Here is a 12597-nt window from a genome sequence, read left to right as displayed (position 1 = left end):
ATCCGCTCGCTTCGCCGAGGAGGTCCCATGTCGCCGCGCTCCGCCAAGTCCGTGTCCCGGGAAGCCGTGCACCATCCCGTTTTCGCCCGTTTCTACGCTCGGTGCAGCGTGGCGGCCGAGCCCACCGTCGGGGCTCACCGGCGGGAGCTGCTTGCCGGTCTGTCCGGGCGGGTCATCGAGGTCGGCGCGGGCAATGGGCTCAACTTCGCGTACTACCCGGGTGCGGTCTCCGAGGTCGTGGCGATCGAACCGGAGCGTCTGCTGCGGCGGCTCGCGGTGTCGGCGGCGCTGCGCGCGGACGTGCCGGTGGATGTGGTGCCCGGTGCCGCGGAGGCGCTGCCCGTCAAGAGCGAGGCGTTCGACGCGGCGGTCGTCTCGCTCGTGCTGTGCAGTGTGCGGGACGTGCGGCGGGCGCTCGGTGAGCTGCGGCGGGTGCTGCGGCCCGGCGGTGAGCTGCGGTTCTTCGAGCACGGCTGGGCGCCGGGAACGCTGATGTCGGTCACCCAGCGCGTCCTGGACCGGACGGTGTGGCCGCCGCTGTTCGGCGGGTGTCACGTCGCGCGGGATCCGCTGGCGGCCTTGCGCGGCGCCGGGTTCGAGCTGGGCGCGCACCGGCGGTTCCTGGTGCCGGCGAAGGGGCCGCGCCTGCCGACGTCGTTCTGCGTGCTGGGGACGGCGGTCCGCCCCGACGCCACGTGAAGATCCACAGGCTTACCGGCTTACAGGCTCCACTGGCGCAGCTGGTCCGCTATGGCGTGCACGCTCGCGCCGCCCTCCTTCACCAGGCGGGCCAGCTCGCGCACCTGCTCGGGGGAGGTGACGACCTTCAGACCGCTGGAGACGAGGTAGGCGTAGGCGACGGAGGAGGCGAAGAGGGCGTTGGAGCGTTCGAGTGCGGGGATGTGGAGCAGGACCTGGAGGAGCGCCGCCGCGCGGTCGTGCGGGGTTTCGTAGACGGGCACGCCGAATATCTCCGCCTCGTGTCTGCTGACGGCGGCGACGAGCGCGCCCCAGTCGGTGACCTGCGGGTCTCCGGGCGTCTTGTGTTCGGCGACCATCAGGAGCCAGGCGAGGTCGATTCTGAGGTCCAACGGCTCAGCAGCGACCTTCACGCACTGGGCGGCTGCCCTCGCGCTCGACGCCGAACTCCTCGGCGAACACCGATTCGTACTGCTTCATGAAGTCGGCGGCGGCCTCGACGAAGGTGTGTCCGATTTCCCCGGCGTCCTGTTTGACGAGCTCTTCGATGTACCGGTTGACGCTCATGCCGCGGGCCAGGGCGCGCTCCCGCGCGGCCCGGGCGGTGTCCTCGTCCACCCGCACGTTCAGCTGTGTCTTCGCCATACCGTCAAGCTAGCGCCGGGGTGCTAGCACCACAAGGCCGTCATGACTTGCCCCCTACATGCGTTTCGGGGCCCGACCTCGGAGGGATACCGGACACCCGGGCGGCCCCACTACTCTCGGCGGGGTTACGGGAGTTGGAACGGCCACAACCCAGGAGGCCGCCTTGTCCGCACCTGCTTCGACACCGTCCGCGGGTCGCCCGGGCCCCGCCGGTATCGCCGCGCGCGCCCGCGGCCTGACCAAGGCGTACGGCTCGGGTGAGACGACCGTGCTCGCCCTCGACTCGGTCGACGTGGACATCAAGCGCGAGCGGTTCACGGCCGTCATGGGGCCCTCCGGTTCGGGGAAGTCCACTCTGATGCACTGCCTCGCCGGGCTCGACAGCGTCTCGGCGGGCCAGGTGTGGCTCGGCGACACCGAGATCACGGGCCTCAAGGAGCGGGAGCTGACCCGGCTGCGGCGCGACCGCGTCGGCTTCATGTTCCAGTCCTTCAACCTCATCCCGACGCTCAACGCCCTGGAGAACATCACGCTGCCGATGGACATCGCCGGACAGCGGCCGGACCACGACTGGCTGGAGCACGTCATCGACACGCTGGGGCTGCGGGACCGGCTCAAGCACCGCCCCGCGCAGCTGTCCGGCGGGCAGCAGCAGCGGGTGGCGTGCGCGCGGGCGCTGGCCGCCAAACCCGAGCTGATCTTCGCCGACGAGCCGACGGGCAACCTCGACTCGCGGGCCGGGCTCGAAGTCCTCGGCTTCCTGCGCGAGGCGGTGGACCAGCTCGGCCAGACCGTCGTGATGGTGACCCACGACCCCGGCGCGGCCGCCCACTCCGACCTGGTGCTCTTCCTCGGCGACGGCCGGATCGTGGACGACATGGAGCGGCCGACGGCGGAGGCGGTGCTCGAACGCATGAAACGGTTCGACGCCCTGCACGCGGTGGCACCGGGCATGCCCACGGCGGCACCAGGAGCTTCCGTGTCCATCGACAAACCGTCCGACCAGAGCTGAGCCGGGGGCCGAGGTGCTGAAGGCGACACTCAGAAGCTTCCTGGCGCACAAGGGACGGCTGGCGCTCTCCGCGCTGGCCGTCGTCCTCTCGGTGGCGTTCGTGGCGGGCAGTCTGATCTTCTCGGACACGGTCACGCGCACCTTCGACCGCCTCTTCGCCTCCACTTCGGCCGATGTGACGGTCGGGCCGAAGGAGGACCTGGACGAGGCCGTGCCGTCCGGGCAGACGCCGACGGTGCCCGCGAAGCTCAAGGAGCGGGTGGCCGGGGTCGAAGGGGTGAAGGACACGCACGTCGACGTGTCCGTCGAGAACGTCACGGTCGTCGACCGCGACAACGAATCCGTGGGCTCGACGACCGGCGCGCCCACCATCGCCACCAACTGGTACCCCACCGACCGCAGCCCCGTGGAGCTCACCTCGGGCCATGCCCCGCGCGGCGACGGCCAGGCGATGATCGACGCGGACACGGCCGACAAGAAGGACGTGGAGATCGGGGACACCCTCACCGTCCTGGCACGCCCCGGCTCGTTCAAGGTGAAGATCGTCGGCATCGCCACGTTCACCACCACGAACCCGGGCGCCGCTCTCGTCTTCCTCGACACGCCGACCGCCCAGCGCGAGCTCCTCGGCTCGCAGGAGGTGGCGACGAGCATCGCCGTGACGGCCGCGGACGGCGTCTCCGATCCGACGCTGAAGCGCCGGATCGCCGCCGAGCTGGGCTCCGGCTACGAACTGGAGACCGCCGACGAGCAGGCCGAGTCGGCGGCGTCCGAGCTCGGCGGGTTCCTCGACGTCATCAAGTACGTGATGCTCGGCTTCGCCGGGGTCGCCGTGCTCGTGGGCATCTTCCTGATCGTCAACACCTTCTCGATGCTCATCGCGCAGCGCACCCGCGAACTGGGCCTGCTGCGCGCCCTCGGCGCCGACCGCAGGCAGGTGCGCCGCTCCGTGCTCTTCGAGGCGCTGCTGCTCGGGCTGGTCGGCTCGACGCTGGGGCTCGCCGCGGGCATAGGGCTGGCCCTCGGCCTGATCGAGCTGATGGGCCTGTTCGGGATGAACCTGAAGTCCACGGAGATGGTCCTCGGGTGGGCGACGCCCGTCGTCTCGTACGTCGTCGGGGTCGGCGTCACGTTCGTCGCGGCGTACCTCCCGGCCCGGCGGGCCGCGCAGGTGTCGCCGATGGCGGCGCTCGCCGACGCCGAGATAGCCGGTGTGGGGCGGCCGTTGAAGGTGCGGGCCGTCGTCGGTGCCGTCGTGGGGGCGGCCGGTGCCGCCGCGCTGGCCGGTTGCGCGACCGCGGAGAAGACCTCGTCGGCGGCGTCGCTGCTGGGGCTCGGCATCGTCCTGACGCTGGTCGCCACGGTCGTCGCGGGGCCTCTGCTGGTACGCCCGGTGATCCGGGTCCTCGGCGGCGCGTTCCCGGCGGTCTTCGGCTCGGTCGGCCGGATGAGCCAGCGCAACGCGCTGCGCAACCCGCGCCGCACGGGCGCCACGGCGGCCGCGCTGATGGTGGGGCTCGCGCTGGTCGGCGGCCTCTCGGTGGCCAGCGCGTCGATGACGAAGTCGTTCGACCGGCAGATCGACAAGACGCTCGGCGCGGACTTCGTCGTGCAGAACAGCAACTTCATGCCGTTCTCGCCGGAGATCACCGGGAAGGTCAAGGACACCGAGGGCGCCGGTCTGGTCGTACGCCAGCGCTTCGCGCCCATCGAACTGGCGCTGCCCGACGGCAGGAGCGTCGAGTCGACTGCCGCCGGCTACGACCCGCGGCTCGACGACGTCGCCAAGGTCACGTACGCGCAGGGCAGTTCGCGGGAGGCCCTGGCGGCCGGCCGGATCGGCATGGACAAGGACTTCGCGGAGAAGCACGAGGTGCGGCTCGGGGACGCGCTGCCCGCGACGTTCCCCGGCGGGCGCGAGACGAAGCTGACGGTCGGCGCGCTCACCGACCAGGACTCGGCCGAGGGCTTCGGCATCGAGGGCGGGCTCTTCCTCGGGTTCGGCACGGTCGAGAAGTACGTGCCGGGCGGCCAGGACTCCGCGCTGTACGTCAACGCGGCGCCGGGCACGGACGCGGACACCCTGCGCGAGCGCCTGGAGAAGACCCTCGACCCGTATCCGCAGGTACAGGTGCGCGACCAGGCGGACTACAAGGAGCTGATCCGGCAGCAGATCGCCGTGATGCTCTACCTCGTCTACGCCCTCCTCGGCCTGGCGATCGTCATCGCGGTCCTCGGCGTGGTCAACACCCTGGCCCTGTCGGTCGTGGAGCGCACCAGGGAGATCGGTCTGCTGCGCGCCATCGGTCTCGGGCGGCGTCAGCTGCGGCGCATGATCCGCCTGGAGTCGGTGGTGATCGCGGTGTTCGGGGCGCTGCTCGGCCTCGCCCTGGGCATGGTCTGGGGCGTCGCCGTGCAGCAGGTCCTCGCGCTGCAGGGCATGAAGGAGCTGGCGTTCCCCTGGACGACGATCGTGGCGGTGGTGATCGGCTCAGTGGTCGTCGGGCTCGCGGCGGCGCTCCTGCCCGCGCTGCGGGCATCGCGCATGAACGTGCTGGCGGCCATCGCGCACGAGTGATGGGCTCCTCCGTCCGGCTCCGCGCCTTCGGCGTCCGCATCCTGAAATATCCGCGCGCCGGGGCACCGGCCGGTGGTGAGATGCCGGCATGAGCGACCTTCATGTATGGGACAACGACCTTCGCATACGGACCGCGACGACCAGGGACCTCGACGCGGTGCTCGCCTTCTGGAAGACGGCCGCCGAGGGCACGAGCATCAGCGACGACCGCTCCGGAGTGGAGCGGCTCGTCGCCCGGGACCCCGAGGCGCTGATCCTCGCGGAGCGTGGCGGCGAGCTCGCGGGCACGGTCATCGCGGGCTTCGACGGCTGGCGCTGCCACCTGTACCGCCTCGCCGTGCACCCGGAGCACCGCCGCCGCGGCGTGGGCTCGGCGCTGCTCGCGGCCGCGGAGGAGCGGTTCGTGCGGCTCGGCGGGCGGCGCGGCGACGCGATGGTCCTGGACCGCAACGATCTCGCCCACCACACCTGGCGCGCGGCGGGATACGCTCCCGAGCCGCAGTGGAGCCGCTGGGTGAAGCCGCTCCCTGCCGGGTACGAGGAGTAGACCCCGGCCGGGGCCCGAACGGCTTTGCCGGTCCTTTACCCTGTACGTATCACTCGTATCGACTGAAAGGTGTGAGCGTCCGCCCATGGGCGAGCCTCCTAGTACCCGACATCGCGCACTCCTCCCGCTCCTGTCCGATCATGGGACGGAGGTGACCCGATGACCGAAGTGCTCCTGCTCCTCGTGGCGGTGCTGCTCAGCCTGGCGTGCGGCGTCTTCGTCGCGGCGGAGTTCTCCCTCACGACGGTCGAGCGCAGCGAGCTCGAACGCGCCGTCGAACGCGGCGAGCGCGGCGCGGCCGGCGCCCTCAAAGCCGTCAAGAACCTCACCTTCCAGCTCTCGGGCGCCCAGCTCGGCATCACCGTCACCAACCTGGTGGTCGGCATGCTCTCCGAGCCGTCCATCGCCAAGCTGATCTCGGGCCCGCTCCGCGACCTCGGCGTCCCCGCATCGGCGGCCTCCTCCATCGCCCTGGTCCTCGGAACGGCCCTCTCGACGGTCTTCCTCATGGTCGTCGGCGAGCTGGTCCCGAAGAACTGGGCGATCTCCTCGCCGCTCGCGGTCGCCAAGCGGGTGGCGACGCCCCAGCGGCTGTTCAGCGCCGTGTTCCGGCCGTTCATCGCGCATCTGAACAACACCGCCAACCGTTCCGTACGCCGCTTCGGCATGGAGCCCACCGAGGAGCTCGCCTCCGCGCGCGGCCCCAAGGAGCTGGTGGCCCTGGCCCGCCACTCCGCCAGGGAGGGCGCCCTGGAGGCGGACACCGCCGAGCTGTTCGTGCGCACGCTGAACCTCGCCGACCTCACCGCGGAGAACGTGATGACGCCGCGCGTCCAGGTCATGGCCCTCGATGTGCACGCCACCTGCGAGGACGTGGCCAACGCGACGCGCGCCACCGGCCTCTCCCGCTTTCCCGTGTACCGCGGGAACCTCGACACGGTCGTCGGCGTCGCCCACATCAAGGACGTGCTCGCCATACCGGCCGAGCGCAGGCAGCGCGTCCCCGTCTCCGAACTGCTGCGCGAGCCGCTGCTCGTCCCGGAGACGCTGACCGTCGACCGGCTCCTCGACCGGCTCTCGGGCAAGCGCACGATGGCCGTGGTCATCGACGAGTACGGCGGGACCGCGGGGGTGGCCACCCTGGAGGACATCGTCGAGGAGGTCGTCGGCGAGGTGCGGGACGAGCACGACCCGCACGAGACGTCCGACATCTCCCTGGAGGGCACCGACGACGACGGCAGGACGCTGTACTCCGCCGACGGCGCCGCCCGCACCGACCAGCTCGCGCGGGTCGGCCTCCGGGTGCCCGACGGGCCGTACGAGACGCTCGCCGGCCTCGTCGCCACGCGGCTCGGCCGCATCCCCGCCGTCGGTGACGACGTCGAGGTGGGCGGCTGGCGGCTGGCCGTCGTCGACGCCACGGGGCGGCGCGCCGCCCGCGTGCTGCTGCACGCGCCGCCGCTGCCCGGCGATCCCGACGCCCACGACGCCCGCACGGCCCGCGCCGACCACGAGGAGGACGCCCGATGACCGCCGTCCAGTTGCTGATCGGTCTGGCGACGCTCGTCGTCAACGCCTTCTTCGTGGGCGCCGAGTTCGCCCTCATCTCCGTACGCCGCAGCCAGATCGAGCCGCACGCGGAGGACGGGAACAAGCGCGCCAAGAGCGTCATGTGGGGTCTGCAGCACGTGTCGGCGCTGCTCGCCGCGGCGCAGCTCGGCATCACGCTGTGCACCCTCGTCCTCGGCATCGTCGCGGAGCCGGCCATCGCGCATCTGCTTGAGCCGGTGTTCGACGCGGTGGGCGTGCCGCACGGCCTGGTCCACCCGATCTCGTTCGTCATCGCGCTGGCCCTCGCGACCTACCTGCACATGCTGCTCGGCGAGATGATCCCGAAGAACATCGCGCTCGCCGAGCCCGTGCGCTCGGCGCTGCTCCTCGGGCCGCCCCTGGTGGCGATCGCGCGGGCGCTGCGCCCGGTGATCTTCGCGATCAACGCGTTCGCCAACGGTCTGCTGAAGCTGCTCCACGTCGAGGCCAAGGACGAGGTGTCGGCGAGCTTCTCCGACGACGACCTCGCCCGCATGGTCAAGGACTCCGGAGACGCGGGTCTGATCGACAACCGTGCGCAGGAACGGCTGCACGACGCGCTCGAACTGGGCCGCCGCCCGGTCAGGGACGTGGTCCTGCCGCTGGAGGACGTGGTCTACGCACGCGTGGGCGTCACTCCGGAACAGCTGGAGCAGCTCTCGGCCGAGTCCGGGTTCTCCCGCTTCCCCGTGGTCGACGACGGCCGCCGCATCGTCGGCTACCTGCACGTCAAGGACGCCCTGGACCGGGCGCCCCGGGATCTGCCGTTCCGGGTGCCGGACATGCGCAAGATCGCCCAGGTGCGCGAGACCACGCCGCTGGACGACGTCCTGACCGCCATGCGCGGCAGCCGCACGCACGTGGCGGCGGTGCTCGGCTCGGACGGCAGGCTCGCCGGCATGGTCACGATGGAGGACGTGCTGCAGGAGCTCTTCGGCCAGCCCGTCTGAGCGGTGCTGAGCGGCGCGGTGGAGGGCCTGTCCGCCCTCCGCCGCGCCGCTCAGCCGACCGGTTCGCCCGCGCCCGCCGACGCGGTCGGCTGCTCGGTGATGCCGGGCCCCGCCGCCCCGGCCTCCGCGGCCCCGAGCGCCGTGAGTACGGCGAGAACCGCGGCGAGCCCCGCCGTCGCGAAGGCCGCGCCCCACGCCACGTCCAGCAGGCTGGTCGCCCCGGCGACCAGTACGGCGGCCAGCGCCTGCGCGAACGTGCGGATCGCGCGTTCCGCGGTGGCCTTCCAGAAGGCTCCGGTCCACATGGCTGGCTCGCTCTCTCGTGACGACGGCTCGCCTATGGCATACCGCCGTGCCACCACACTGCCCAGGGGCGGGACGCCCCGGGAAGCGGAGGCTGTGGCGCCTGTGGGGCCCTCAGACCGCGGTCGGCTCCGCGGCGGCCAGCAGCGCCACCTCGTCGAGCACGGCGGCTGCCTGCGCGGCCAGCTCCGCCGTGGCCACGAAGCTTCCGTACCGGCCGGCCAAGCGGTCCTCGATGCCGGAGATGGACAGGCTCCGCCGCGCGGGACGCAGCCCCACCCGGCGCAGCACCGGCTGGATCATCTCGACGGCGGGGGCTCCGCCCGAGCTGCCCGCGCTGTAGCTGATCAGGCCCACCGGCTTGCCCTGCCACTCCTTCTGCAAGTAGTCGACGGCGTTCTTCAGGGGCGCGGTGAATCCGCCGTTGTACATCGGCATGACGAAGACGAAGCAGTCGGCGGCCGCGACGGTCGCGCTCCACTCCTTTGTGTGCCGGTGGATGTAGCGGCCTTCCGACGGGTGCTCGGGCTCGTCGAAGAACGGCAGGCCGACCTCGCCGAGGTCGATCAAGGTGGTGTCGAACTCCTCGCGGGCGGCGGCGAGTTCCGCGACCCAGGCGGCCAGCGGGCGGCCCGCGGAGGTGGGGCGGGTACTGGCCGAGACGACGTGCAGACGAGGCATCGTGCCGATCCTTTACGTGGTGGTGGCGTCACCCTTGGGCGTGACGGCCGGGGCTGAGAAGCGGCGGATGGCGAGCTGGGCCAGGGGGCCGATCGTCGCGGCGAACAGCAGCGTGCCGAACCCGACCGTGCCGCCGAGCAGCCAGCCGAGGGCCAGCACACAGACCTCGGTGGCGGTGCGTGCGGAGCGGACCGAGATGCCCCGCCGCGCAAGACCGGTCATCAGTCCGTCGCGAGGTCCTGGGCCGAAGCCCGCTCCGATGTAGAGGCCGGTGGCCAGGGCGTTCAGCACGATGCCCGCGAACAGCAGCGGTATTCGTACGACGAGAGTTTCCGGGGAGGGCAGGAGAGCGAGCGCGGCCTCGGTGGCGAGGCCGACGACGAGTACGTTGCCGAGCGTGCCGATGCCGGGGCGGACCCTCAGCGGGATCCACGCGAGGAGCACCAGCGCGCCCACGATGTTCACCACCCAGCCGAAGGGGAGCCCCGTGGTACGCGCCCCTCCCTGATGCAGGGCGTCCCACGAGGGCAGGCCGAGATCCGCGGTGACCATGAGCGCGATGCTGACGCCGAACAGGACGAGCCCGGTCAGCAGCGTCAGCAACCGTGCCGCCACCGGCATCCCCCAGACGTGTCCATGCCGCCCCACCGTTAATGGTTGACGTGTCACTTATAGCGGCAGGGGCGAGGTGAGTGACATGTCAACCACCTCTCCGATACGGTGGTCGCGTGACTCAGGAACCCCGCTGGCTGACTGACCGCGAACAGCGCGCATGGCAGGCGTACCGCCGCATGTTCCTGCTGCTCAACGCGGAGCTGTCCCGCGACCTCAACCGGCAGAGCGGACTCTCCGAACCCGACTACGACGTCCTGTCCAACCTGGGCGCCAGCCCCGACCACCGCCGCCGCGTCAGCGAACTCGCGGACCGCATGCTCTGGTCCCGCAGCCGCCTCTCCCACCACCTCGCCCGCATGCAACAGCGCGGCCTCGTGGTGCGCGAGGAGTGTGCGACGGACGGCCGGGGCGCGGTGGTCGTACTCACGGAGGAGGGGCTGCGCACGATCGAAGCCGCCGCCCCGCTGCATGTGGAGTCCGTGCGCCGGCACTTCATGGATCTGTTGACTCCCGAACAGATCGAGGCGTTCACCGACGTCGGAGAAACGGTGGTGGCCCGGCTCACCGGACCTGGCCCCGGGTGACACCTGCGACCGCCCGCCCCGGCGGGATACCATCGCTTTCGCCATGCAGATGAATGTCAACTACACCAGTCTCGTCGCGGTGGGCGACTCCTTCACCGAGGGCATGTCGGATCTGTTGCCCGACGGGAGCTACCGCGGGTGGGCCGACCTCCTGGCCGGGCGGATGGCGGCGCGCAGTCCCGGCTTCCGCTACGCGAACCTCGCGGTGCGGGGCAAGCTCATCGGGCAGATCGTCGAGGAGCAGGTCGACGTCGCGGCCGCGATGCAGGCCGACGTGGTCACCCTGGTGGGCGGGCTCAACGACACCCTGCGCCCCAAGTGCGACATGCGCCGCGTCCGTGATCTGCTCGAAGAGGCCGTGGAACGCCTCGCGCCCGCCTGCAAGCAGCTCGTCCTGATGCGCAGCCCGGGCCGCAACGGCCCGGTGATGGAGCGGTTCCGCCCGCGCATGGAGGAGCTCTTCGCGCACGTCGACGACCTGGCCGGCCGGCACGGCGCAGTGGTCGTGGACCTGTACGGTGCCGCCGCCCTCGGCGACCAGCGGATGTGGGACGTGGACCGGCTGCACCTCACGGCCGAGGGGCACCGCAGGGTCGCCGAGGCCGTGTGGCAGGCGCTCGGCTACGACCCCGAGGACGACTGGCAGACCCCGCTGCCCGCCGCCGTGCCGCCGGGCTGGGCGGTGCGCCGCATCGCCGACGCCCGGTTCGCCAGGCAGCACCTCGGCCCGTGGATAGGGCGCCGCCTCACCGGCCGCTCCTCCGGCGACGGCCGCGCACCCAAGCGCCCCGACCTGCTCCCGTACGACGGCCCGCTCCCCTAGCGGCCACCCGACCCCCGCTCTCGTAGCTTCCGACGAACGGGGGCGTGGCGCTGGCCTGCATGAATGCCCAGTAGAATCCGTACACGTGACTGCTGCGCCTGCAAAGCCCCGTATCCCGAACGTCCTCGCCGGACGTTATGCCTCCGCCGAGCTCGCCACCCTCTGGTCGCCCGAGCAGAAGGTGAAGCTGGAGCGTCAGCTCTGGCTCGCCGTGCTGCGCGCGCAGAAGGACCTCGGGATCGAGGTTCCCGACGCCGCCATCGCCGACTACGAGCGCGTGCTCGACCAGGTCGACCTGGCCTCGATCGCCGAGCGCGAGAAGGTCACGCGCCACGACGTGAAGGCCCGCATCGAGGAGTTCAACGCCCTCGCCGGGCACGAGCACGTCCACAAGGGCATGACCTCGCGCGACCTCACCGAGAACGTGGAGCAGCTGCAGATCCGGCTCTCCCTGGAGCTCATCCGCTCCCGTACCGTCGCGGTCCTCGCCCGGCTCGGCAGGCTCGCGGGTGAGTACGCGGAGCTGGTCATGGCCGGCCGTTCCCACAACGTCGCCGCGCAGGCGACGACGCTGGGCAAGCGCTTCGCGACCGGCGCCGACGAGCTCCTCGTGGCGTACCGCCGCCTGGACGAGCTGGTCGACCGCTATCCGCTGCGCGGCATCAAGGGCCCGGTCGGCACCGCCCAGGACATGCTCGACCTGCTCGGCGGCGACGCCGGGAAGCTCGCCGACCTGGAGCGGCGCATCGCCACGCACCTGGGCTTCGAGTCGGCCTTCACCTCCGTCGGCCAGGTCTACCCGCGCTCCCTCGACTACGACGTCGTGACCGCGCTCGTGCAGGTCGCCGCCGCGCCCTCCTCCATCGCCAAGACGATCCGCCTGATGGCGGGCCACGAGCTGGTGACCGAGGGCTTCAAGCCGGGCCAGGTCGGCTCGTCCGCGATGCCGCACAAGATGAACACCCGCTCCTGCGAGCGCGTCAACGGCCTCACCGTCATCCTGCGCGGCTACGCCTCGATGACCGGCGAGCTGGCGGGCGACCAGTGGAACGAGGGCGACGTCTCCTGCTCCGTCGTACGACGGGTCGCCCTGCCCGACGCGTTCTTCGCGCTCGACGGTCTCCTGGAGACCTTCCTCACCGTGCTCGACGAGTTCGGCGCCTTCCCGGCGGTCGTGGCGCGCGAGCTGGACCGCTACCTCCCCTTCCTCGCCACCACCAAGGTCCTGATGGCCTCGGTGCGCGCGGGCGTCGGCCGCGAGGAGGCCCACGAGGCCATCAAGGAGAACGCCGTCGCCTCCGCGCTCGCCATGCGCGAGCAGGGCGCCGAGCGCAACGAACTGCTCGACAAGCTCGCCGCGGACACCCGGATCCCGCTGGACCGCGGGCAGTTGGACGAGCTGATGGCCGACAAGCTGTCCTTCACCGGCGCCGCGAGCGACCAGGTCGCCACGGTCGTCGCGCGGATCGAGGAGCTGCTCAAGAAGCACCCCGAGGCCGCGGCGTACACGCCGGGCGCCATCCTGTAGCTCCGACCCGGCACAGCGGCCCGTCCACGCGGTTCGGTGGAC

Annotated in this window: 14 protein-coding genes; 9 read left to right on the top strand and 5 right to left on the bottom strand. The window is 71.6% G+C overall.

Translation table 11 applies throughout. The features are described from left to right. The first annotated feature begins 27 nt into the window (after positions 1-27). Positions 28-699: a class I SAM-dependent methyltransferase gene (locus tag AB0H82_RS04620; protein WP_362988732.1), complete on the top strand. Its 672-nt coding sequence runs from the start codon at positions 28-30 to the stop codon at positions 697-699. A gap of 20 nt (positions 700-719) precedes the next feature. Here the strand turns inward: AB0H82_RS04620 and AB0H82_RS04615 are convergent, their stop codons facing one another. Further along, positions 720-1091: a fic family toxin-antitoxin system, toxin component gene (locus AB0H82_RS04615; RefSeq protein WP_362988730.1), complete on the bottom strand. Its 372-nt coding sequence runs from the start codon at positions 1089-1091 to the stop codon at positions 720-722. A gap of 4 nt (positions 1092-1095) precedes the next feature. After that, the gene (locus tag AB0H82_RS04610; protein WP_362988728.1) at positions 1096-1344 is read right to left on the bottom strand and encodes an antitoxin; all 249 of its coding nucleotides are present in this window, start codon (positions 1342-1344) and stop codon (positions 1096-1098) included. A 163-nt stretch (positions 1345-1507) separates the two neighbouring features. On the opposite strand from AB0H82_RS04610, the gene AB0H82_RS04605 reads away from it, so the two are divergent. From AB0H82_RS04605 to AB0H82_RS04585, 5 genes are all read left to right on the top strand, one after another. Next, the gene (locus tag AB0H82_RS04605) at positions 1508-2356 is read left to right on the top strand and encodes an ABC transporter ATP-binding protein (protein ID WP_362988726.1); all 849 of its coding nucleotides are present in this window, start codon (positions 1508-1510) and stop codon (positions 2354-2356) included. Positions 2357-2369: 13 nt separating this feature from the next. Then, positions 2370-4934 (top strand): FtsX-like permease family protein, encoded by a 2565-nt coding sequence (locus tag AB0H82_RS04600; protein ID WP_362988724.1) that lies wholly within the window; start codon positions 2370-2372, stop codon positions 4932-4934. Between the two features lie 88 nt (positions 4935-5022). After that, the gene (locus AB0H82_RS04595; RefSeq protein ID WP_362988722.1) at positions 5023-5481 is read left to right on the top strand and encodes a GNAT family N-acetyltransferase; all 459 of its coding nucleotides are present in this window, start codon (positions 5023-5025) and stop codon (positions 5479-5481) included. 159 nt (positions 5482-5640) lie between these two features. Then, positions 5641-7011 (top strand): hemolysin family protein, encoded by a 1371-nt coding sequence (locus AB0H82_RS04590; RefSeq protein WP_362988720.1) that lies wholly within the window; start codon positions 5641-5643, stop codon positions 7009-7011. Next, entirely contained in the window at positions 7008-8021 is a 1014-nt protein-coding gene (locus AB0H82_RS04585) for a hemolysin family protein (RefSeq protein WP_362988718.1), read from the top strand. Before AB0H82_RS04590 ends, AB0H82_RS04585 begins: the two co-directional genes overlap by 4 nt. A gap of 50 nt (positions 8022-8071) precedes the next feature. On the opposite strand, the gene AB0H82_RS04580 is transcribed toward AB0H82_RS04585, so the two are convergent. From AB0H82_RS04580 to AB0H82_RS04570, 3 genes are all read right to left on the bottom strand, one after another. Beyond that, positions 8072-8326: a holin gene (locus tag AB0H82_RS04580; protein ID WP_362988716.1), complete on the bottom strand. Its 255-nt coding sequence runs from the start codon at positions 8324-8326 to the stop codon at positions 8072-8074. A gap of 112 nt (positions 8327-8438) precedes the next feature. After that, entirely contained in the window at positions 8439-9005 is a 567-nt protein-coding gene (locus tag AB0H82_RS04575; RefSeq protein WP_362988714.1) for an NAD(P)H-dependent oxidoreductase, read from the bottom strand. Between the two features lie 12 nt (positions 9006-9017). Further along, a complete protein-coding gene (locus tag AB0H82_RS04570; protein WP_362988840.1) occupies positions 9018-9626 on the bottom strand; it encodes a hypothetical protein in 609 nt (202 codons plus the stop codon). 107 nt (positions 9627-9733) lie between these two features. Here AB0H82_RS04570 and AB0H82_RS04565 point away from each other — a divergent pair, with 107 nt between their 5' ends. The 3 genes from AB0H82_RS04565 (at position 9734) to purB (ending at position 12555) form a co-directional block, all read left to right on the top strand. After that, entirely contained in the window at positions 9734-10204 is a 471-nt protein-coding gene (locus tag AB0H82_RS04565) for a MarR family winged helix-turn-helix transcriptional regulator (RefSeq protein ID WP_362988712.1), read from the top strand. Positions 10205-10247: 43 nt separating this feature from the next. After that, positions 10248-11027 carry an SGNH/GDSL hydrolase family protein gene (locus tag AB0H82_RS04560; protein ID WP_362988710.1) on the top strand — a complete coding sequence of 260 codons (780 nt, stop codon included), beginning with the start codon at positions 10248-10250 and terminating at the stop codon, positions 11025-11027. 85 nt (positions 11028-11112) lie between these two features. Continuing rightward, complete coding sequence (purB, locus tag AB0H82_RS04555; RefSeq protein ID WP_362988708.1) at positions 11113-12555, top strand: adenylosuccinate lyase; 1443 nt, start codon at positions 11113-11115, stop codon at positions 12553-12555. Positions 12556-12597: the final 42 nt, after the last annotated feature.

It is taken from the genome of Streptomyces sp. NPDC050732, assembly GCF_040654255.1.
In the GTDB taxonomy this organism is placed as follows: domain Bacteria; phylum Actinomycetota; class Actinomycetes; order Streptomycetales; family Streptomycetaceae; genus Streptomyces.
The sequence above is the reverse complement of the archived record's forward strand: the minus strand, read 5'-3'. Positions and strand labels throughout refer to the sequence as shown.

What these genes read in the sequence shown, in the direction of transcription:
- AB0H82_RS04595 (WP_362988722.1), top strand. Translation starts at nt 5,023, where the DNA reads ATGAGCGACCTTCATGTATGGGACAACGACCTTCGCATACGGACCGCG.
- AB0H82_RS04610 (WP_362988728.1), bottom strand. Translation starts at nt 1,344, where the DNA reads ATGGCGAAGACACAGCTGAACGTGCGGGTGGACGAGGACACCGCCCGG.
- AB0H82_RS04560 (WP_362988710.1), top strand. Translation starts at nt 10,248, where the DNA reads ATGCAGATGAATGTCAACTACACCAGTCTCGTCGCGGTGGGCGACTCC.
- AB0H82_RS04575 (WP_362988714.1), bottom strand. Translation starts at nt 9,005, where the DNA reads ATGCCTCGTCTGCACGTCGTCTCGGCCAGTACCCGCCCCACCTCCGCG.
- AB0H82_RS04590 (WP_362988720.1), top strand. Translation starts at nt 5,641, where the DNA reads ATGACCGAAGTGCTCCTGCTCCTCGTGGCGGTGCTGCTCAGCCTGGCG.
- AB0H82_RS04585 (WP_362988718.1), top strand. Translation starts at nt 7,008, where the DNA reads ATGACCGCCGTCCAGTTGCTGATCGGTCTGGCGACGCTCGTCGTCAAC.
- AB0H82_RS04620 (WP_362988732.1), top strand. Translation starts at nt 28, where the DNA reads ATGTCGCCGCGCTCCGCCAAGTCCGTGTCCCGGGAAGCCGTGCACCAT.
- AB0H82_RS04580 (WP_362988716.1), bottom strand. Translation starts at nt 8,326, where the DNA reads ATGTGGACCGGAGCCTTCTGGAAGGCCACCGCGGAACGCGCGATCCGC.
- AB0H82_RS04570 (WP_362988840.1), bottom strand. Translation starts at nt 9,626, where the DNA reads ATGCCGGTGGCGGCACGGTTGCTGACGCTGCTGACCGGGCTCGTCCTG.